At 69.6% G+C, this 18,353-nt stretch carries 20 protein-coding genes; 13 read left to right on the top strand and 7 right to left on the bottom strand.

The genetic code is table 11. The annotated features are described in order from the left end of the window. The first annotated feature begins 12 nt into the window (after positions 1-12). From RAMLITH_RS20730 to RAMLITH_RS20745, 4 genes are read left to right on the top strand one after another with little or no spacing between them, the layout of a single operon-like run. A complete protein-coding gene (locus tag RAMLITH_RS20730; protein ID WP_168109346.1) occupies positions 13-1,563 on the top strand; it encodes an acetolactate synthase large subunit in 1,551 nt (516 codons plus the stop codon). Between the two features lie 5 nt (positions 1,564-1,568). After that, positions 1,569-2,867: a phosphopyruvate hydratase gene (eno, locus tag RAMLITH_RS20735; RefSeq protein ID WP_168109347.1), complete on the top strand. Its 1,299-nt coding sequence runs from the start codon at positions 1,569-1,571 to the stop codon at positions 2,865-2,867. Beyond that, on the top strand, positions 2,860-3,873 hold the full coding sequence (locus RAMLITH_RS20740) for a phosphotransferase family protein (protein WP_168109348.1): 1,014 nt from the start codon (positions 2,860-2,862) through the stop codon (positions 3,871-3,873). The genes eno and RAMLITH_RS20740 overlap by 8 nt, the downstream gene beginning before the upstream one ends. Before the next feature lie 41 nt (positions 3,874-3,914). Beyond that, a complete protein-coding gene (locus RAMLITH_RS20745; RefSeq protein WP_168109349.1) occupies positions 3,915-4,151 on the top strand; it encodes a hypothetical protein in 237 nt (78 codons plus the stop codon). Positions 4,152-4,168: 17 nt separating this feature from the next. On the opposite strand, the gene RAMLITH_RS20750 is transcribed toward RAMLITH_RS20745, so the two are convergent. Both RAMLITH_RS20750 and RAMLITH_RS20755 read right to left on the bottom strand, forming a co-directional pair. Then, positions 4,169-4,423 carry a DUF6139 family protein gene (locus RAMLITH_RS20750; protein WP_168109350.1) on the bottom strand — a complete coding sequence of 85 codons (255 nt, stop codon included), beginning with the start codon at positions 4,421-4,423 and terminating at the stop codon, positions 4,169-4,171. A 177-nt stretch (positions 4,424-4,600) separates the two neighbouring features. Further along, entirely contained in the window at positions 4,601-5,566 is a 966-nt protein-coding gene (locus RAMLITH_RS20755) for an AEC family transporter (RefSeq protein WP_168109351.1), read from the bottom strand. Positions 5,567-5,659: 93 nt separating this feature from the next. Between RAMLITH_RS20755 and RAMLITH_RS20760 the strand changes: the two genes are divergently transcribed. Next, entirely contained in the window at positions 5,660-7,759 is a 2,100-nt protein-coding gene (locus RAMLITH_RS20760; protein WP_168109352.1) for an ATP-dependent helicase, read from the top strand. Beyond that, positions 7,756-8,163: a hypothetical protein gene (locus RAMLITH_RS20765; RefSeq protein WP_168109353.1), complete on the top strand. Its 408-nt coding sequence runs from the start codon at positions 7,756-7,758 to the stop codon at positions 8,161-8,163. Before RAMLITH_RS20760 ends, RAMLITH_RS20765 begins: the two co-directional genes overlap by 4 nt. 4 nt (positions 8,164-8,167) lie before the next feature. Here RAMLITH_RS20765 and RAMLITH_RS20770 read toward each other — a convergent pair whose 3' ends face one another. Continuing rightward, entirely contained in the window at positions 8,168-9,049 is an 882-nt protein-coding gene (locus tag RAMLITH_RS20770; RefSeq protein ID WP_168109354.1) for a LysR family transcriptional regulator, read from the bottom strand. A gap of 100 nt (positions 9,050-9,149) precedes the next feature. On the opposite strand from RAMLITH_RS20770, the gene RAMLITH_RS20775 reads away from it, so the two are divergent. Together RAMLITH_RS20775 and RAMLITH_RS20780 are read left to right on the top strand one after the other, a co-directional pair. Continuing rightward, on the top strand, positions 9,150-9,830 hold the full coding sequence (locus tag RAMLITH_RS20775; RefSeq protein WP_168109355.1) for a Bax inhibitor-1/YccA family protein: 681 nt from the start codon (positions 9,150-9,152) through the stop codon (positions 9,828-9,830). Positions 9,831-9,846: 16 nt separating this feature from the next. Continuing rightward, positions 9,847-10,107, top strand: a complete 261-nt coding sequence (locus tag RAMLITH_RS20780; RefSeq protein WP_168109356.1) for a TFIIB-type zinc ribbon-containing protein — start codon at positions 9,847-9,849, stop codon at positions 10,105-10,107. A gap of 23 nt (positions 10,108-10,130) precedes the next feature. Here the strand turns inward: RAMLITH_RS20780 and RAMLITH_RS20785 are convergent, their stop codons facing one another. Next, a complete protein-coding gene (locus RAMLITH_RS20785) occupies positions 10,131-10,922 on the bottom strand; it encodes an exodeoxyribonuclease III (RefSeq protein ID WP_168109357.1) in 792 nt (263 codons plus the stop codon). Between the two features lie 10 nt (positions 10,923-10,932). On the opposite strand from RAMLITH_RS20785, the gene pyrE reads away from it, so the two are divergent. Beyond that, positions 10,933-11,616, top strand: coding sequence for an orotate phosphoribosyltransferase (pyrE, locus tag RAMLITH_RS20790; RefSeq protein ID WP_168109358.1), 684 nt, complete (start codon positions 10,933-10,935; stop codon positions 11,614-11,616). A 38-nt stretch (positions 11,617-11,654) separates the two neighbouring features. Next, positions 11,655-12,311 (top strand): DUF4124 domain-containing protein, encoded by a 657-nt coding sequence (locus RAMLITH_RS20795; protein ID WP_168109359.1) that lies wholly within the window; start codon positions 11,655-11,657, stop codon positions 12,309-12,311. A gap of 9 nt (positions 12,312-12,320) precedes the next feature. On the opposite strand, the gene gatB is transcribed toward RAMLITH_RS20795, so the two are convergent. Genes gatB through gatC form a run of 3 tightly spaced genes read right to left on the bottom strand, consistent with a single transcriptional unit; the run spans position 12,321 to position 15,549 of the window. Further along, the gene (gene gatB / locus RAMLITH_RS20800; RefSeq protein ID WP_168109360.1) at positions 12,321-13,763 is read right to left on the bottom strand and encodes an Asp-tRNA(Asn)/Glu-tRNA(Gln) amidotransferase subunit GatB; all 1,443 of its coding nucleotides are present in this window, start codon (positions 13,761-13,763) and stop codon (positions 12,321-12,323) included. After that, positions 13,760-15,247 carry an Asp-tRNA(Asn)/Glu-tRNA(Gln) amidotransferase subunit GatA gene (gene gatA / locus RAMLITH_RS20805; protein ID WP_168109361.1) on the bottom strand — a complete coding sequence of 496 codons (1,488 nt, stop codon included), beginning with the start codon at positions 15,245-15,247 and terminating at the stop codon, positions 13,760-13,762. Before gatA ends, gatB begins: the two co-directional genes overlap by 4 nt. Positions 15,248-15,249: 2 nt before the next feature. Next, entirely contained in the window at positions 15,250-15,549 is a 300-nt protein-coding gene (gene gatC, locus RAMLITH_RS20810) for an Asp-tRNA(Asn)/Glu-tRNA(Gln) amidotransferase subunit GatC (RefSeq protein WP_168109362.1), read from the bottom strand. 212 nt (positions 15,550-15,761) lie between these two features. Here gatC and RAMLITH_RS20815 point away from each other — a divergent pair, with 212 nt between their 5' ends. The 3 genes from RAMLITH_RS20815 (at position 15,762) to mreD (ending at position 18,342) form a co-directional block, all read left to right on the top strand. Next, positions 15,762-16,805 (top strand): rod shape-determining protein, encoded by a 1,044-nt coding sequence (locus tag RAMLITH_RS20815; RefSeq protein ID WP_168109363.1) that lies wholly within the window; start codon positions 15,762-15,764, stop codon positions 16,803-16,805. A gap of 84 nt (positions 16,806-16,889) precedes the next feature. Beyond that, complete coding sequence (mreC, locus tag RAMLITH_RS20820) at positions 16,890-17,810, top strand: rod shape-determining protein MreC (RefSeq protein WP_168109364.1); 921 nt, start codon at positions 16,890-16,892, stop codon at positions 17,808-17,810. Between the two features lie 13 nt (positions 17,811-17,823). Beyond that, complete coding sequence (mreD, locus tag RAMLITH_RS20825; RefSeq protein WP_168109365.1) at positions 17,824-18,342, top strand: rod shape-determining protein MreD; 519 nt, start codon at positions 17,824-17,826, stop codon at positions 18,340-18,342. The last annotated feature ends 11 nt before the right edge of the window (positions 18,343-18,353 follow it).

The raw sequence follows: 18,353 nt of genomic DNA on the forward strand, positions 1-18,353 counted from the left end.
AGCAGTCTCACCATGAATGGAGCGGACCTCCTCTGCGACACCTTGCTGGCCGCCGGCGTCGACACCTGTTTCGCCAACCCCGGCACTTCGGAAATGCATTTCGTCGCGGCGCTGGACCGCAAGCCGGCCATGCGCTGCGTGCTGGGCCTGTTCGAAGGCGTGGTGACCGGCGCCGCCGACGGCTACGCCCGCATGGCCGACAAGCCGGCGGCCACCTTGCTGCACCTGGGGCCGGGGCTGGCCAACGGACTGGCCAACGTGCACAACGCCAAGCGCGGCCGCACGCCGATGATCAACATCGTCGGCGACCACGCGACCTACCACCTGAAGCACGACGCGCCGCTGACGACCGACATCGAATCACTCGCGCGTCCGATGTCGCACTGGGTGGGGCGGGTGGCAAGCGCCGACACCGTGTCGCGCGACGCGGCGCAGGCGATCGCCCAGGCCCGCACCGCGCCGGGGCGCATCGCGACGCTGATCCTGCCGGCCGACGCGGCCTGGAACGAGACCAGCGCGCCGCTCGCGACGATCGCGCCGCCGCTGCCGCGCCCGAAGGTGCTGCAGCCGCACATCAGCGCCGCCGTGGCGGCGATCCGCTCCGGCAAGCGAACGACCCTGATGCTGTCGGACGCGGCGCTGCGCGGCCCGGCGCTGGAAGTGGCCGGGCGGATCGCCAAGGCGACCGGGGTCCGCCTGATCGCGCAGCAATCCAACGCGCGGATGGAGCGCGGCGCCGGCCGGGTGGCGATCGAGCGGGTGCCCTATCCGGTCGACCAGGCACTGGCCGCGCTCAAGGACGTCGAGCAGCTGATCTCGCTGGGCGCCAAGCCGCCGGTGGCCTTCTTCGCCTACCCCGGCAAGCCCGGCAGCATGCTGCCCGACGGCTGCAGCGTGCTGCAGCTGGCCGACCCGGGCGACGACCTGCTGCACGCGCTGCAATGGCTGGCCGACGAACTGGGCATCGCCCCGAGCGTCAAGCCGGACGTCATGGAACTGCAACGGCCGCCGCTGCCCACGGGCGCGCTGACGCCGGCATCGATCGCGACCGCCCTCGCCGCGCTGATGCCGGAACAGGCGATCGTGTGCGACGAGTCGGTGACCTCCGGACGCAACCTGTTCCAGTTCACGCGCACCGTGCCGCAGCACGACTATCTGCAGCTCACCGGCGGCGCGATCGGCGGCGGCCTGCCGATGGCCGTCGGCGCCGCCATCGCCTGCCCCGACCGCAAGGTGATCTCGCTGGAAGCCGACGGCAGCGGCATGTACACGCTGCAGGCGCTGTGGACGCAGGCGCGCGAGCAGCTCGACGTCGTCACCGTCGTCTTCGCCAACCGCTCCTACGCCATCCTGCACGGCGAGCTGCGCAGCGTCGGTGCCGCGGCGCCTGGCGAGAACGCGCGGCGCATGCTGGACCTGGACAACCCGGCGCTGCAATGGACGCAGCTGGCGGCCGGCATGGGCGTCGAGTCGGGCCGCGCCACGACGGCGGAGTCGTTCTGCGAGCTGCTGCGCGGCGCGCTGTCGCGCCGCGGCCCGTTCCTGATCGAAGCCGTGCTGTGAGCGCCATGGACACCGCGATCACGACGCTGCACGCGCGGCAGATCCTGGATTCGCGCGGCCGGCCCACGGTGGAAGTCGACGCCTGGCTCGACTGCGGCGCCTTCGGCCGTGCCAGCGTCCCCTCCGGCGCCTCGACCGGATCAGCCGAAGCGCATGAACTGCGCGACGGCGACGCGTCGCGCTACGACGGCCTTGGCGTGCTCAAGGCTGTCGCCAACGTCAACGGCGAACTCGCGGCGGCGCTGCGCGGCGCCGACGCGCTGGAGCAGCGGGGTCTCGACGAGCGGCTGGCCGCCATCGACGGCACGCCGCAACTCGCGCGGCTCGGCGCCAACGCCGTGCTGGCGGTTTCCCTGGCCGTGTGCCGCGCGGCCGCGGCGGCGCGCGGGCAGCAGCTGTACCAGCGCGTCGCCCAGCTGTGCGGCGCCACGCCGGTGCTGCCGCTGCCGATGACCAACATCCTCAGCGGAGGACTGCACGCCGGTCGCGGCATGGACGTGCAGGACTTCCTGGCGATGCCGTTGCGGGCCGCGACCTTCGGCGAGGCGCTGCACCTCCTTTCGCGCGTGCGTAACGCCGCCTCGCAGGTAGCGCAGCAGCGCGGGTTGACTACGCTGCTCGCCGACGAAGGCGGCTTGAGCCCGGGACTGGAATCCGGTGCCGCGGCGCTCGCGATGATGACCGAGGCGATCGAGCGCGCCGGGTTGCGTCCCGGCGAGGACATCGGCATCGCCATCGACGTGGCGGCCAGCACCTTGTGCGAAACGACCGGCGGGTATCGGTTCGCGCGCGAAGGCGTGCACCGCAGCAGCGAGCAAGTGACGAATTTGCTCGCGTCCTGGGTGCGCGACTTTCCGGTGGTTTCGATCGAGGACGGCCTGGACGAGGAGGACTGGTCCGGCTGGTCGGTGCTGACGCAGGCGCTCGGCGGCAAGGTGCAACTGGTGGGCGACGACCTGTTCGCCACCAACCCGCAGCGGCTGGCGCGGGGCGTCGGCGCGGGCGCGGCCAACGGCGTGCTGGTCAAGGCCAACCAGAACGGCACCGTGAGCGGCACGCTGCACGTGATCGCGCAGGCGCGCGCCGCCGGCTACGCGACGATCGTCTCGGCGCGCTCGGGCGAGACCGAGGATGCCTTCATGTCTGACCTGGCCGTGGGCAGTGCGGCCGGGCAGATCAAGATCGGCTCGCTGCGCACCTCCAGCACCGTGGCGAAATACAACCAGCTGCTGCGGATCGAGGAGCACAGCGGCGCGGCGTACGCCGGCACGGCAGCGCTGCGAGGCTGGCGTGGGCATGCCTGACCCGGTGCCGCCGCCCGAGCTTGCTGCGTTCCTGCGGCAGCAGGGGCTGGCCGGCGACGGCGAGCCGATGCGCTGCAAGCCGCTGGCCGGGGGCGTTTCTTCCGACATCTGGCGCATCGACCTGCCGGGGCGCAGCGTGTGCGTCAAGCGCGCGCTGCCGAAGCTGCGCGTGGGGGCCGACTGGTTCGCGCCGGTGTCCCGCAACCGCTACGAGTGGGAGTGGCTGCAGCTCGCGGCCTGCATCGTGCCCGCTGCGGTGCCGCGGCCGCTGGCGCACGACGAGGCACTGGGCCTGTTCGCGATGGAATTCCTGCCGCCGGAACGCTATCCGCTGTGGAAGCGCCAGTTGCTCGACGGTGAAGTGGACGCCGGCACGGCGGCGCAGGTGGGCCGGCTGCTGGCGGCGATCCACAACGCGACGGCGGGCCGGCCGGAGGTGGCGCGGACCTTCGACTGCGAACCCAATTTCCAGGCGCTGCGGCTCGAACCGTACCTGCTGGCCACCGCGGCGCGGCACCCCGACCTGGCCCCGGTGCTCGAGGAGCTGGCGCGGCGCACCGGCGCCGCGCGCATCGCGCTGGTCCATGGCGACGTGAGTCCCAAGAACATCCTGGTGGGACGGCAAGGCCCGGTGCTGCTCGACGCCGAGTGCGCGTGGTATGGCGACCCCGCGTTCGACATCGCCTTCTGCCTGAACCACCTGCTGCTCAAGGCGGTGCTGCGGCCGCAGCAGGCGCCGTCGTTGATGGACGCGTTCGACGCACTGGCGGCGAGCTACTTCGAGGCGATCGGGTTCGAGCCGCGCGCGGGCCTGGAGCGCCGCGCGGCGGCACTGCTGCCGGGGCTGGCGCTGGCGCGCATCGACGGCAAGTCGCCGGTGGAATACCTGCTGGACCGGCCGCCGCAGCAGGCGCTGGTGCGCCGCGAGGCGTGCGCGCTGCTGCTGCACCCGCCCGCCTCCACCTCGGCCATTTCGGCGCGGTGGCGCAGCGCCGCTGCCAGCTGAGGCGTACACGGCTCAGGCACGGCGTTTGCCGCTGGGCCGGCATGAACCGCTGCGAACTCCCCCAGGCGGAAGTGCAGGTCTTCCGCAACGTGGTCAGTGCCACGGGCCGCGATCCGGCCGCGTTTGCCGTCGAGATGAACCCCGACGGCCAGGTCCATGTCACCGGGCCGCAAGGCAGCGCCTTCTACGCCGCCCCGCACTGGATCTCCCGCTTCAGCCGCCACCTCGAGCGCGGGTTCTTCGACGCGCGCGCGCAGCCGGAGCCGCCCCGGCACTGACGAGCGGGACGCGTGCTTCAGGGAACGTCGGGACGCGCGTCCACCTGGTGAAACACGCTGGTGATCGCGTAGCCTTTTTCATCGATCTGGCGCCGCGGCTCGTCGACCTCGTACGGCTCCACGTGGCTCGCCATGTCGTCCACATGGATGTCGCGCTGGCGCAGGGCCCAGTCGACGTTGGTCGCTTCCTCGGGGATGGGCTGGCCATGGGGCACGAGCAGGTACGAGAACTTGTTGCCCGCCTCGGCGCGGCGATAGATGTCTACGTGCACGGGTCGATCTCCTTGATGTGCTGACGGCAAGCTACCAGCCGAGACGCCGTCGGCGTGTCGGACGGGAGAGATCGCGGGTGTCGGACACGCGCCTTCCACCCGCATGAGTTGGAAAAACTAGGTGGCCGACCCTGCCGTGTCATTGATCGGCGTCAACGGCCGGCTTGCGCGCCACCCTCAGGCCAGCAGCGCCACCGCCGCGGAGAAGCTCACGAACGCCGCCGCGGTGGTCAGCATGATGATGCGGGCGATGCGGCCGGTGTCGGCGCCGAAGCGCTCCGACAGCACGGCGACGTTGCTGGCGCTCGGCAGTGCCGCGACCAGCACCATGACGTGCAGCGCGAACCGGTCCAGCGGCAACCCGAGCGCGATCGCGGCGTGGCCGGCGGCAAAGACCAGCAGCGGATGCAGGACCAGCTTCACCAGGACCACCGGCAGGTAATCGCGCAGCGGCAGCGGATCGTGGCGTTCCGCCGCGGCGACGTACTGCGAGCGCGCCAGCACGGCACCGATCGTGAACAGCGCCACGGGCGACGCGGCGGCGGCGAGCAGTTCGATGGTCTGCATGACCGGCTTGACGGGCTCGACCCGCAACGCCGACGCGACCCCGCCAAGCGCGATGGCCCACGGCATCGGGTTCAGCGCCATTCCCTTGAGGGCCTTGCGCGCCGCTTCGGCCGCGCCATGCTCGTCGGCGCCGTCCAGCCGCGACAGCGCGATGCACAGCGAACTGGTGACGATCAGGTCCACCAGCATCGTCAGGATCGCGGGACCCGCCGCCGCCGCCCCGAGCAGCGCCACCAGCAGCGGCACGCCCATGAAGCCGGTGTTGGGGAACGCGGCGACCAGCGCGCCGAACGACGCGTCGTTCCAGCGGATGCGCGCGTTCATGCTGGTGCGGACCACGAGCGCCACGACCGCCAGCGCGCAGGCGAGATACACGACGAGCGCCGACACGTCCAGCAACTGGCCGACCGGCGTGCGCGCGCCGAACGTGAACAACATGGCCGGCAGCGCGAAATACAGCACGAAGGAGTTGAGGCCGGAGATGGCCTCGAGCGGCAGCATGCGGCGCCGGGCGGCGACGTAGCCGGCCAGGACCAGGGCGAAAAACGGGAAGGTGACCAGCAGGATGTCAAGCACCCGCGTATTCTCCGTGCAACGGGCACGGGCAGCCGCGCCGCGGGCCACGGCACCCGCCGGTATGATTCGCCGCTTGCTCGCAGTACCCACCCGATGTCCGCAGGCCTGAATCCCGCCCAGCAAGAAGCCGTCAACTACCTGCACGGGCCGTGCCTGGTGCTGGCCGGCGCGGGGTCCGGCAAGACGCGCGTCATCACGCACAAGATCGGGCGCCTGATCCAGGCCGGACTCGAGGCCAAGCGCATCGCCGCGATCACCTTCACCAACAAGGCCGCCGCCGAAATGCGCGAGCGCGCCAAGGGCCTGATCGGCCGCCCGGCCAAGGACGTCCTGATCTGCACCTTCCACGCGCTGGGCGTGCGCATGCTGCGCCAGGAGGGCGCGGTGCTGGGGCTCAAGCCCCAGTTCTCCATCCTGGACAGCGACGACGTCACCGGCATCCTCAAGGACGCCGGTGGCACCACGGACGCCGCCACCGCGCGCCAGTGGCAGTGGGCGATCAGCCTGTGGAAGAACATGGGCCTCACGGCGGCGCAGGCCGAGGCCCAGGCGAAGGACGACAACGAGCGCGTCACGGCGCGCATCATGGCGCGCTACGAGGAGCGGCTTGCCGCCTACCAGGGCGTGGATTTCGACGACCTGATCGGGCTGCCGCTGAAATTGCTCCGCGACCACCAGGAAGTGCGCGAGAAATGGCAGGCGGCGCTCGGCCACGTGCTGGTCGACGAATACCAGGACACCAACGCGACGCAGTACGAATTGCTGAAGCTGCTGGTGGGCGCGCGCGGCCGCTTCACGGCCGTGGGCGACGACGACCAGTCGATCTACGGCTGGCGCGGCGCGACGCTGGACAACCTGAAGAAGCTGCCGGTGGATTACCCGCAGTTGAAGGTGGTGAAGCTGGAGCAGAACTACCGCTCCACCAGCGCCATCCTGCGCGCGGCCAACAACGTGATCGGGCCCAACCCGAAGCTGTTCCAGAAGACGCTGTTTTCCGAACTCGGCGAAGGCGAGCCGGTGCGGGTGGTCGACGCCGACCACGAGGAGCACGAGGCCGAGCGCGTCGTCGCGCGCATCCAGTCGCTGCGGGCCGGCGGGCTCGGCAAGGACTGGAAGGATTTCGCGGTGCTGTATCGCGCCAACCACCAGGCCAAGGTGTTCGAGCAGGCGTTGCGCAAGGCACAGATCCCGTACAAGGTCTCAGGCGGCACCAGCTTCTTCGACCGCGCCGAGATCCGCGACCTGTGCGCGTGGCTGCGCCTGATCGTCAACAACGACGACGATCCGGCCTTCCTGCGCGCGATCACCGCCCCCAAGCGCGGCATCGGCCACCAGACGCTGCAAAGCCTGGGCGTGTTCGCGGGCAAGTACAAGCTGAGCCTCTTCGAGGCCTTGTTCTCGAACTCGTTGCCTTCCGCGCTGGCCAGCCGCGCGATCGGCAGCCTGCACGAATTCGGCCGCTACGTGAACGACCTCGAATACCGCGCCCGCCACACGACCGGGGCGGAGGATGCGCGCACGTTCCTCACCGACTGGCTGAAGGACATCGCCTACGAAAAGCACCTGTATGACGGCGAGGACAACGAGAAGGTCGCCGCGGCGCGCTGGACCAACGTGCTGGACTTCTGCGACTGGATGGCGCAGCGCTGCGGCGGCCAGATCGACGACACGGCGGGCGTGACGACCGCCAGCGAGAAGAAGACGCTGATGGAAGTGGCGCAGACGATCTCGCTGCTGTCGACCATCAGCGAGCGCGAACAGGAGCAGAACGTGGTGACGTTGTCCACGCTCCATGCGTCCAAAGGCCTGGAGTGGCCGCACGTCATGCTGGTCGGCGTGACCGAAGGCATGTTGCCGTTCAAGCTCGGCGACGAGGACGGCCCGGCCGGACGGGCCGACGGCGTCATGAGCGAAGGCATCCTGCAGCGGCTGCAGGAAGAGCGGCGCCTGATGTACGTGGGCATCACCCGCGCGCAGCGCTCGCTGGCGGTGAGCTGGACCAAGCGGCGCAAGAAGGGCCGGGAGATGGTGCAGGCGCAGCCGAGCCGCTTCATTGCCGAGATGGCGCTGGAGCAGTCCACGGTGAAGGAGGACCCGCGCGCCAAGCTCAAGGCACTGCGCGCCGAATTCGCGCAGAAGGCGGTGGACAACGCCGCCGCAGCGGCCGCGGCGGCGGCGGCCGGCGCGGCGTGAACACGCGCGCGCTCATCGCGCTGGCCGCCGGCCTGGCGCTGGCCGGCGGCGCTTGCGCGCAAGCCGGATGCCCCGCCGCGGCGGACGTCGCCCAGCAGCAGCTGCTGGGACTGTGGCGCGCGGAGTTCGCCGACGGCGGCGCCGGAGCCACCTTGCTGCTGGAGCCGCATCCCGAGTACCCGCAGAGCGTGCGCGGCGCGATCAACCGCGGCGGCGAACGGGCGCTCGTCGCCGGCGATGCGGACTCGGGCGAGTTCACGCTGGAAGAGTCCGTCAACGGAAGAAACATCAGTGCCGTGTGGCTCGGGGACGTCGTCGAAGGTTCCTGCGGCCGCGAGATCCGCGGCACGTGGAAGGCGGAGGGCAATCCGCGCACACGCGCGTTCGTGTTGCGACGGCAGTAGCCGGTCAGTCCCGCCGCAGCAGTTGCTGCACCAGCGGATGCACCACCTTGCGCTCGGTGGTCACGGCGTAATAGTGTTCCGCGACGCCCTCGCACGCGCCGATGCACTTCACCGGGGTGCGCTGCAGCAGGTGCTCCTGGACCGCCATCGCCGACGGGAAGACGCCCAGCCCGGCGCCCGCAAAGGTTTCCAGCAGCGCGCTGTCCTCGAACTCGCCGGCGATGCGCGGCCGCACGCCGTGCTGGGCCAGCCAGTGGTCGATGTGCACGCGCACCATCGAATGCGCCGTAGGCAGGAGCACCGGCACGCGCTGCAGCGAGGCCGGGAAGTCCTCGCTCGCGAGCTGCCACCAGCGCGGGGCGCCGTACCAGGCCACCTTGGACGTCCCCAGCGCGTGGCTGTGGACCTTGACGTGCGGATGGAAGGGAGCGGGGTGGTCCGAGAGGACGACATCGAGCTTGTGCACCGCGAGTTCGGCCATCAGGTCGGCCATCTCGCCTTCGTGGCACAGGAGCCTGAGATCGGGCACCTCCAGCACCGGCTGCAGCAGGCGCTGCACTTCCAGCTTCGGCAGTCCGTCCGCGATCCCGACGGCCAGCCGCACGGCGGGTGCGGCCGCCGCCCCCCGCACCTGCTCCGGCAGCGCTTCGCCGAGCTGGAAGATCTGCTCCGCCTGGCGCAGGGCGACCACGCCGGCCTCGGTGAGGGCCAGGCCGCGCCCGGCCGGCCGCAACAGTTCGCAGCCGAGGTCACGCTCGAGCTCCCGCACCTGTGCGCTGACGGTCTGCACCGCCATGTCCAGCCGCGCCGCGGCGCCGGACATGCTGCCTTCCTTGGCCACGACCCAGAAGTAGTAGAGATGCCGGTAGTTGAAGGCGCGGCTCATGATCAGAAATAACGGGACAAAAGATCAGGCATTGTCACCTTTTTCGAGAATGTAGAACAACCTATCGTGGCCTTTCGTTCAAATCTCGAAGGGACACTCCATGAACCAGCCGCTCGTTTCCCGCACCACGCTCGCCCGCCCCGGCTGGGGCAGCGCCATTGCCAGCCACCGCGTGCTGCGCAACACCTATGCCTTGCTGTCCATGACGCTGCTGTTCAGCGCGGGCGTGGCGGCGGCTTCGGTGGCGCTTCGCCTTCCCGCGCCCGGCCTGCTGCTCACCCTCGCCGGCTACTTCGGCCTGCTGTTCCTGGTCCACAAGGTGCAAAACAGCGGCTGGGCGCTGCCGGCCGTCTTCGCTCTCACCGGTTTCATGGGCTACACGCTCGGTCCGGTGCTGGCCGCGCGGCTGGCCCTGCCCGGCGGCGCGCAGACGATCGCGCTGGCACTGGCGGCGACCGGCGCAACCTTCCTGGCCCTGTCGGCCTGGGTGTTGGCGACCCGCCGCGACTTCAGTTTCATGGGCGGGTTCCTGTTCGCCGGCATGGTGATCGCGATCCTTGCCGGGCTGGGGGCGATGTTCTTCCAGCTGCCGGCGCTCGCGCTGGCCGTGTCGGCCATGGTCGCGCTCCTCTCGGCCGGGCTGATCCTGTTCGAGACCAGCCGCATCGTGAACGGCGGCGAAACCAACTACGTGATGGCCACGGTGGGACTGTTCGTCTCGCTGTTCAACCTGTTCACCAGCCTGCTGGCCCTGTTCGGGTTCGGCGGCAGCAACGACTGAGCGAAAGGAACTCCCGATGAAATGCCCCCATTGCCCCGACGTCACGCTCCTGATGAACGAGCGCCAGGGCGTCGAGATCGATTACTGCCCGCAGTGCCGCGGGGTCTGGCTCGATCGCGGCGAACTCGACAAGCTGATCGAACGCAGCGCGTCGGCGCCGGCGCCGCAGGCGGCGGCCTGGCAGCAGCGGCCGGCGCAGCCGGACTTCGCCGACTCCGACTTCCGCCACCACGGCCGGCGCAGACACAAGTCCTGGCTGAGCGAGATCTTCGACTGAGAATCCGCCGGCCCGGGCACCGGTCAGAGCGCGAACCCGTAGTCCACCGTGATCGGTGCGTGGTCCGAAAAACGTTCCAGCTTGTAGATCGACTCGGCGCGCGCCGTCTGCGCGAGCGGCGGCGTCGCCACGTGGTAATCCAGGCGCCAGCCGACGTTCTTCGCCCAGGCCTGGCCGCGGTTGCTCCACCAGGTGTAGGCCGCCTCGGTCGTGTCCGGCTGCAGGTGACGATAGACGTCCACCAGGCCGCCCTGGTCGAACAATTTTGTCATCCACGCCCGCTCCTCGGGCAGGAAGCCGCTGTTCTTGCGGTTGCCGCGCCAGTTCTTCAGGTCCTGCTCCTTGTGCGCGATGTTGACGTCGCCGCACAGGACGAAGTCGCGCGTGCCGCGCAGGCTCGCCAGGTGCGGCTCGACTTCGTCGAGGAACCGGAACTTGGCCTGCTGCCGGTGTTCGCCGGCCGAGCCGCTCGGGAAATAGCTGCTGATGATCGACAGCTTGCGCGCCGGCGTGTCGAAGCGCAGTTCGAGGTAGCGGCCCTCCGCGTCGAACTCGCTGGAGCCGAAACCCGCAACCACGTCGCTCGGTTCGTGCCTGGTGTAGATGGCAACGCCCGAATAGCCCTTCTTCTCGGCAAAATGAAAGTGCCCCTTGAGGCCGGCGAGGTGGTCGAAGCGCCCCAGGACGTCGCCAGCCTGGCACTTGACTTCCTGCAGGCAAATACAATCCGGCGTGGTTTTTGCAAGCCACGCCTCCAGCCCCTTGCTCGCGGCGGATCGGATGCCATTGAGGTTGAGGCTGGTCAGTTTGAACAAGGAGTTTCCCATGGTGGCAGGCGGCGGCGAGGACAGGCTGGCGCAGGAGTTCGTGCAGTTCGCGGTGGATTCGGGCGTGCTGCGCTTCGGCCAGTTCAAGACCAAGGCGGGCCGCCTGTCCCCGTATTTCTTCAATGCCGGCCTGTTCGACGACGGCGCCAAGCTCGGACGGCTGGCGCAATTCTATGCACGGCGGATCATCGACTCGGGCATCGAGTTCGACATGATCTTCGGCCCTGCCTACAAGGGCATCGCGCTGGCCGCCGCGGTGGCCATCGAGCTCGCGCGCCTGGGCCGCAACGTACCTTATGCCTACAACCGCAAGGAGGCGAAGGACCACGGCGAGGGCGGCACCCTGGTGGGAGCGCCGCTGCGCGGCAAGGTGCTGATCGTCGACGACGTCATGTCCGCCGGCACGGCCGCGCGCGAATCGATTGCGTTGATCCGCGCCGCCGGCGCCGTGCCGCACGCGGTGGCGATCGCGCTGGACCGGCAGGAAAAGGCCACCGAGCAGGGCGTTGACGTCGATCACAGCGCCGTGCAATACGTGCGCGACAAGCTGGGGCTCGCCGTTTGCGCGATTGCGCGACTGGCCGATCTGCTCCACTATCTCGAGTTGCACCAGGGCGGCGAACTGGGCGGCCACCATGCCCAGGTGCTCGCCTACCGGGAGCGCTACGGCGTGCAGGAGTGACCACGATCTTGGCGGCGACGAGCGTACGGATTCTTGCCATGGCCCTGCTGTCGGCAGGCGGCGCGCTGCCCGCCTCGGCCCAACCCGGCATCTACAGCTGCGTCGACGCCAAGGGCCGCACCGTTACGGCGGATCGGCCGATCGCCGCCTGCATCGACCGCGAGCAGAAGGAGCTGAACCCGAGCGGCAGCGTCAAGCGCACCGTCCCGCCGACGCTGACCGCGCGCGAGCGCGCCCTGGCGGAGGAAAAGGCGCGCCAGGCCGAGGAGGAGAAGGCGCGGGCCGCCGAGGAACGCAAGCGCAACCACGCGCTGATCACCCGCTATCCCGACCAGGCGGCCCACGACAAGGAGCGCAGCGCCGCGCTGTCGGTCGCCGACGAAGTGGTGGCGACCGCCACCAGGCGCCTTGCGTCGCTGGCCGCCGACCGCCGCAAGCTCGACGCCGAAATGGAGTTCTACCTCAAGGACCCGTCCAGGGCGCCGGCCCGGCTGAAGCGGCAGATCGAGGAGAACGGGCAGCACGCCAGCGCGCAACAGCGGTTCATCGCCGCGCAGCAAGGCGAGAAGCAGCGCATCAACGCGAGGTTCGACGAGGAACTCGCCAGGCTGCGGGCGCTGTGGGCGGAAGCCAGGGCGCAGCCGCCGCTGGCGGCGGCGTCGGCGGCGTCGGCGGTGAAGCCCCCCAGCCGCTGACGGCCGCGCTCACGCGAGCTTGCGGCGCAGCAGCTCGTTGACCTGGGCCGGATTGGCCTTGCCCTTGCTGGCCTTCATCACCTGGCCGACCAGCGCGTTGAACGCCTTGTCCTTGCCGGCCTTGAACTGCGCGACGTTGTCGGCATTCGCCGCGATGACGTCGTCGACGATCTTCTCCAGCGCGCCCGTGTCGTTCATCTGCCGCAGGCCCTTGGCCTCGATCACCGCATCCACTTCGCCGCCGGCGGTCCACAACTCGTCGAACACCTGCCGGGCCGCGTTGTTGGAGATCGTGCCGTCGGCGATGCGGCCGATCAGCGCCGCGAGCTTCGACGCCGCCACCGGAACCTGTTCCATCGCGAGGCCTTCTGCATTGATCCGGCGCGACAGCTCGCCCATGATCCAGTTGCTCGCGAGCTTGGCCTGGCCGCTGGCCTGCGCGGCCGCCTCGAAGTAGCCGGCCATCGCCTTGCTCTGCGTGAGCGTGCTCGCGTCGTACTCGGGCAGCCCGTATTGCGCGACGAACCGGTTCGCCATCACGCGCGGCAGCTCCGCCATTTCCGAGCGCACGCGCTCCACCCAGTCGGCCGCGATCACCAGCGGCGGCAGGTCGGGGTCCGGGAAGTAACGATAGTCCGCCGCGTCTTCCTTGGTGCGCATGGCGCGCGTCTCGCCGGTGTCGGGATCGAACAGCACGGTGGCCTGCTGGATCGCGCGGCCGTCCTCCAGCTCCTCGATCTGCCAGCGGATCTCGAAGTCGATCGCCTGCTGCATGAACTTGAAGCTGTTCAGGTTCTTGATCTCGCGCCGCGTGCCCAGCGGCGCGCCGGGCTTGCGCACCGACACGTTGGCGTCGCAGCGGAAACTGCCCTCCTGCATGTTGCCGTCGCAGATGCCGATCCAAGTCACGATCTTGTGCAGCTCCCTGGCGTACGCCACCGCCTCGTCGGACGAGCGCATGTCGGGCTCGGTGACGATCTCCAGCAGCGGCGTGCCGGCGCGGTTCAGGTCGATGCCCGACTGGCCGACGAAGTCCTCGTGCAGAGACTTCCCGGCGTCTTCCTCCAGGTGCGCGCGCACCAGCCGCACGCTCTTCTTCTCGTCCCCGAGATAGAACTCGACGACGCCGCCTTGCACGACGGGAATCTCGTACTGGCTGATCTGGTAGCCCTTGGGCAGGTCCGGATAGAAGTAGTTCTTGCGGGCAAAGACGCTGCGCGGCGCGATGTGCGCGTTGACCGCGAGGCCGAACTCGATCGCGCGCTCGACGGCGCCCTTGTTCATCACCGGCAGCGTCCCGGGCAGCGCCAGGTCGACCGGGCAGGCCTGGGTGTTGGGCTCGGCGCCGAATGCCGTCGGCGCGCGGCTGAAGATCTTCGACTGCGTGGAAAGCTGGGCGTGCGTCTCGAATCCGATGACGACCTCGTAGCCGTGGATCAACTTCGCTGTCATGACCTCACCTCCGGTGCGGCGTCCGCCGCCACGGGAATGCGACTGTGGAAATCGGTGACCTGCTGCAGGCGGTGCGCGACGTTCAGCAGCTTCGCCTCGCCGAAGTAGTTGCCGATCAGCTGCAGTCCCACCGGCATGCCACCGTCGCCGAAGCCGCAGGGAACGCTCATCCCGGGCAACCCGGCGAGCGAGCCGGGCAGCGTGTAGATGTCGGCGAGGTAGTTCGCCACCGGGTCGTCCGCCTTCTCGCCCAGTTTCCAGGCGACCGTAGGCGCCGCCGGGCCGGCGATCACGTCGCAGGACTTGAAGGCCTGCTGGAAGTCGTCGGCGATCATGCGCCGGATCTTCTGCGCCTGCAGGTAGTACGCGTCGTAATAGCCGTGCGACAGCACGTAGGTGCCGACCATGATGCGGCGCTTCACCTCGTCGCCGAAGCCTTCGGCGCGCGTCTTCTGGTACATGTCGCCGAGGTCGCCATACTGTTTCGCGCGATGCCCGAACTTCACGCCGTCGTAGCGCGAGAGGTTGGACGAGGCCTCGGCCGGGGCGATGATGTAGTAGACGGGAATCGACAGCTCGGTGCGGGGCAGCGAGATCTCGACCAGGCTGGCCCCCAGCCTGCGGTATTCCTGCAGTGCGGCATCGATGGCGGCACGCACGTCCGGCGCCAGCCCGGCACCGAAGAACTCGCGCGGCACGCCGATGCGCAGGCCTTCCAGCGACTCGTTCAGGGAGCGCGCAAAGTCCTCGGCCGGCACGTCGAGCGAGGTCGAATCGCGGTCCGGATCGGGGCCGCACATCGCGGACAGCAACAGCGCGCAGTCCTCCGCCGTCCGCGCCATCGGACCGGCCTGGTCCAGGCTGGAGGCGAACGCGACCATCCCGTAGCGCGAGGCGCGACCATAGGTCGGCTTGATGCCGGTGATGCCGCAGAACGAAGCCGGCTGGCGGATCGAGCCGCCGGTGTCGGTCCCCGTCGCCGCCGGCGCGAGCCGGGCCGCCACGGCCACGGCGCTGCCGCCCGAGGAACCGCCGGGTATGCGCTGCGGGTCCCAGGGGTTGCGAGCCATGCGATAAGCCGAGTTCTCGTTGGAGGAGCCCATCGCGAACTCGTCGCAGTTCAGCTTGCCCAGGCTCACCGCGCCGGCCTGCGCCAGCCGCGCCACCACGGTCGCATCGAACGGCGACCGGTAGCCGTCCAGCATCTTCGAGCCGGCGGTGCTCGGGAAGTCGCGCGTGACGAAGATGTCCTTGTGCGCGAGCGGCACGCCCAGCAGCGGCGCGGCCTCGCCGGCGGCGATCCGCTGGTCGGCCGCCCGCGCCTGGGCGAGTGTCACCTCCTCGTCCACCGCGAGATACGCGCCCAGCGATTGGTGGCTCTTCGCGCGGGCCAGGAAATGCCGCGCCACTTCGACGGCCGAGATTTCGCGGGCGCGCAGCTGCGCCGCCAGCTCGGCGACGGTGAGTTCGTGCAATGCAGCCATCACTATTCAATCACTTTGGGAACGAGGAACAGCCCGCGCTCGACGGCGGGAGCGCTCTTCTGGTTGGCTTCGCGGTCCACCTGCTCGCCGGCGACGTCCTCGCGCAGGCGCAGCGGGATGTCCTGCACGGCATCCAGCGGGTGGGCCAGCGGCTCGATGCCCGCGGTGTCGACGGCACGCATCTTCTCGACCAGGTCGAAGAAGCCATTGAGCTGGGTGAGCATGCGCTCGCTCTCTTGCGGGCCGAGTTCCAGCCGCGCGAGGCGCGCAATCCTGGCGATATCTTGGGAGTTCAGTGACATGGCGGAAACGTGAGGGCGGCGCAGGCGGCACGGGCCACGCGGAGGGCCTGCCGCACGGCGGCGCTGCACAGGGGATCGGGTATTATCCCGTCTTTATCGCGACCGCCGATGGCGGCCGCTTTTTTGCTGGCAGACAGGGCGACGGCGCCCGAAGAAACAATTCACATGCGGTGGCGGGGGCCGCGGCCCGCCGCCCGCGAGAGGACTTCCTGATGTTCGGAGCTTTCCGTCGGTACCTGTCGACCGACCTGGCCATTGACCTGGGCACCGCCAACACCCTGATCTTTGTCCGCGACCGTGGCATCGTCCTCGACGAACCGTCGGTGGTGGCGATCCGCCACGAGGGCGGCCCCCAGGGCAAGAAGACGATCCAGGCCGTCGGCCACGAAGCCAAGGCCATGCTCGGCAAGGTGCCGGGAAACATCGAGGCGATCCGCCCGATGAAGGACGGCGTCATTGCCGACTTCACCGTCACCGAGCAGATGCTCAAGCAGTTCATCAAGATGGTGCATCCCCGCTCCATCCTGAAGCCGAGCCCGCGCATCATCATCTGCGTGCCTTGCGGCTCGACCCAGGTCGAGCGGCGCGCCATCCGCGAGTCGGCGCTCGGCGCCGGCGCGAGCGAGGTGTACCTGATCGAGGAGCCGATGGCCGCGGCGATCGGCGCCGGCCTACCGGTGTCGGAGGCCTCCGGCTCGATGGTGGTCGACATCGGCGGCGGCACGACCGAGGTCGGCGTGATCTCGCTCGGTGGCATGGTCTACAAGGGCAGCGTCCGGGTCGGCGGCGACAAGTTCGACGAAGCGATCATCAGCTACATCCGGCGCAACTACGGCATGCTGATCGGCGAGCCTACCGCCGAGGCGATCAAGAAGAACATCGGCTCGGCCTTTCCCGGCAGCGAAGTCAAGGAGATCGAGGTCAAGGGCCGCAACCTGTCCGAAGGCGTGCCGCGCTCCTTCACGATTTCTTCCAACGAGATCCTGGAAGCGCTCACCGACCCGCTGAACAACATCGTGTCGGCCGTGAAGAACGCGCTGGAGAGCACGCCGCCGGAACTCGGCGCCGACATCGCCGAGCGCGGCATGATGCTCACCGGCGGCGGCGCACTGTTGCGCGACCTCGACCGGCTGCTGGCCGAGGAAACCGGCCTGCCGGTACTGGTGGCCGAGGACCCGCTGACCTGCGTCGTGCGCGGCTGCGGCATCGCGCTGGAGCGCATGGAACGCCTCGGCAGCATCTTCACCAGCGAGTGATCCCGGCCTGCGCCGCCGTGGTCGGATCCGGCTCGAGGCTTTCCGCCCCGATCCCGGTCCGCGGAGGCCGGTGCACAATTCGCCATGCCCCTCGGCACCCTTGACCGCAGTCCGCCGCCCTTTTTCAAGCAGGGCCCATCGGCACTGTCCAAGCTGATGGTCTGCAGCGCCCTGGCGCTGTTCCTCATGGTCGCCGACGCGCGTTTCAGGATCGCCCAGCCGCTGCGCGCGGCCGTCGCCACGGCGCTCTACCCGCTGGAGTGGGTGGCCATGCGTCCGGTGCTGGGGCTGCGCTTCGTCGGCACCTATTTCGAGTCCCTCCAGGGTGCGCAGGCCAGCGAGGCGGCGGCCCGGCGCAAGCTGGCCCAGCAATCGCTGCGGGCCAACCAGGTCGAAGAGCTGGAGATCGAGAACGGCCGGCTGCGCAAGCTGCTGGAGCTGCGCGAACGGATCGGCACCCGCGCCCAGGCCGCCGAGGTGCTGTACGACGCGGCCGATCCGTATTCGCGCAAGGTCATCATTGACCGCGGCCTCGCGCAAGGCATAGCACCCGGCTCGCCGGTGGTCGACGAATCCGGCGTGCTGGGGCAGGTGACACGGGTGCACCCGCTGGTGAGCGAAGTGACGCTGGTGATCGACCGCGAACAGGCGATCCCGGTCCTGAACGCCCGCACCGGCTCGCGCAGCCTGGCGTACGGCGACCCGTCGGGCCAGGGCGGCGCCCTCGAGCTGCGCTACATGCCGGGTAACGCGGATGTCCAGGTCGGCGACCTGCTGACGACCAGCGGGGTCGACGGGGTCTACCCGCCGGGGCTGCCGGTCGCCAAGGTCGCGAAGGTCGAGCGCCGTGCCGATTCCGGCTTCGCCCGCATCGAATGCGCGCCGCAGGCGATGGTCCAGGGCGCGAAGCACGTGATGGTGATCACCCCGCTGAGCGCCGAGCTGCCGCAACGCCCGCCGCCGGAAGACGCCGCGGCGACGCCCAGGAAGGGCCAGCGCAAGTGAGGAAGGTCCGGCCATGATCATGCGTCCGGGGCAGCAGCTGCTGCTGCCCGCCAATCCGGTCTTCATCTGGGGCAGCCTGCTCCTGGCGATGGTCACCAACATGGTGCCGCTGGGCCGCACCCCCTGGATGCCGGACCTGCTGGCCCTGGTCCTGGTGTTCTGGAGCGTCCACCAGCCGCTGCGGGTGGGCATCGTCGCCGCGTTCATGTTCGGGCTGGCCATGGACGTGCACGAGACCGGCCTGCTGGGCCAGCACGCCCTGGCCTACACGGCCTTGAGCTATTTCGCCATCACGATCCACCGCCGGCTGCTGTGGTTCAGCGTGCCGTCGCAGGCGCTGCAGGTGCTGCCCCTGTTCTTCGCGGCACACGCGATCCAGCTGGCCGTGCGCATGATGGCGGGCGGCACCTTCCCCGGGATGTCCGTGCTGCTCGCTCCCGTGATCGAATCCCTGCTTTGGCCGCTGATCAGCATCCTGCTGCTGGCACCTCAGCGGCGGGCGCCCGATCCGGACGAAAATAGGCCGCTCTAAGAGCGCCACCA

Origin of the sequence: Ramlibacter lithotrophicus, from assembly GCF_012184415.1 — a bacterium.
GTDB classification, from domain to species: domain Bacteria; phylum Pseudomonadota; class Gammaproteobacteria; order Burkholderiales; family Burkholderiaceae_C; genus Ramlibacter; species Ramlibacter lithotrophicus.

What these genes read in the sequence shown, in the direction of transcription:
- RAMLITH_RS20760 (WP_168109352.1), top strand. Translation starts at nt 5,660, where the DNA reads ATGTCCGCAGGCCTGAATCCCGCCCAGCAAGAAGCCGTCAACTACCTG.
- gatC (WP_168109362.1), bottom strand. Translation starts at nt 15,549, where the DNA reads ATGTCACTGAACTCCCAAGATATCGCCAGGATTGCGCGCCTCGCGCGG.
- gatB (WP_168109360.1), bottom strand. Translation starts at nt 13,763, where the DNA reads ATGACAGCGAAGTTGATCCACGGCTACGAGGTCGTCATCGGATTCGAG.
- RAMLITH_RS20770 (WP_168109354.1), bottom strand. Translation starts at nt 9,049, where the DNA reads ATGAGCCGCGCCTTCAACTACCGGCATCTCTACTACTTCTGGGTCGTG.
- RAMLITH_RS20815 (WP_168109363.1), top strand. Translation starts at nt 15,762, where the DNA reads ATGTTCGGAGCTTTCCGTCGGTACCTGTCGACCGACCTGGCCATTGAC.
- RAMLITH_RS20730 (WP_168109346.1), top strand. Translation starts at nt 13, where the DNA reads ATGAATGGAGCGGACCTCCTCTGCGACACCTTGCTGGCCGCCGGCGTC.
- RAMLITH_RS20780 (WP_168109356.1), top strand. Translation starts at nt 9,847, where the DNA reads ATGAAATGCCCCCATTGCCCCGACGTCACGCTCCTGATGAACGAGCGC.
- pyrE (WP_168109358.1), top strand. Translation starts at nt 10,933, where the DNA reads ATGGTGGCAGGCGGCGGCGAGGACAGGCTGGCGCAGGAGTTCGTGCAG.
- eno (WP_168109347.1), top strand. Translation starts at nt 1,569, where the DNA reads ATGGACACCGCGATCACGACGCTGCACGCGCGGCAGATCCTGGATTCG.
- mreC (WP_168109364.1), top strand. Translation starts at nt 16,890, where the DNA reads ATGCCCCTCGGCACCCTTGACCGCAGTCCGCCGCCCTTTTTCAAGCAG.
- RAMLITH_RS20795 (WP_168109359.1), top strand. Translation starts at nt 11,655, where the DNA reads ATGGCCCTGCTGTCGGCAGGCGGCGCGCTGCCCGCCTCGGCCCAACCC.
- mreD (WP_168109365.1), top strand. Translation starts at nt 17,824, where the DNA reads ATGATCATGCGTCCGGGGCAGCAGCTGCTGCTGCCCGCCAATCCGGTC.
- gatA (WP_168109361.1), bottom strand. Translation starts at nt 15,247, where the DNA reads ATGGCTGCATTGCACGAACTCACCGTCGCCGAGCTGGCGGCGCAGCTG.
- RAMLITH_RS20775 (WP_168109355.1), top strand. Translation starts at nt 9,150, where the DNA reads ATGAACCAGCCGCTCGTTTCCCGCACCACGCTCGCCCGCCCCGGCTGG.
- RAMLITH_RS20745 (WP_168109349.1), top strand. Translation starts at nt 3,915, where the DNA reads ATGAACCGCTGCGAACTCCCCCAGGCGGAAGTGCAGGTCTTCCGCAAC.
- RAMLITH_RS20740 (WP_168109348.1), top strand. Translation starts at nt 2,860, where the DNA reads ATGCCTGACCCGGTGCCGCCGCCCGAGCTTGCTGCGTTCCTGCGGCAG.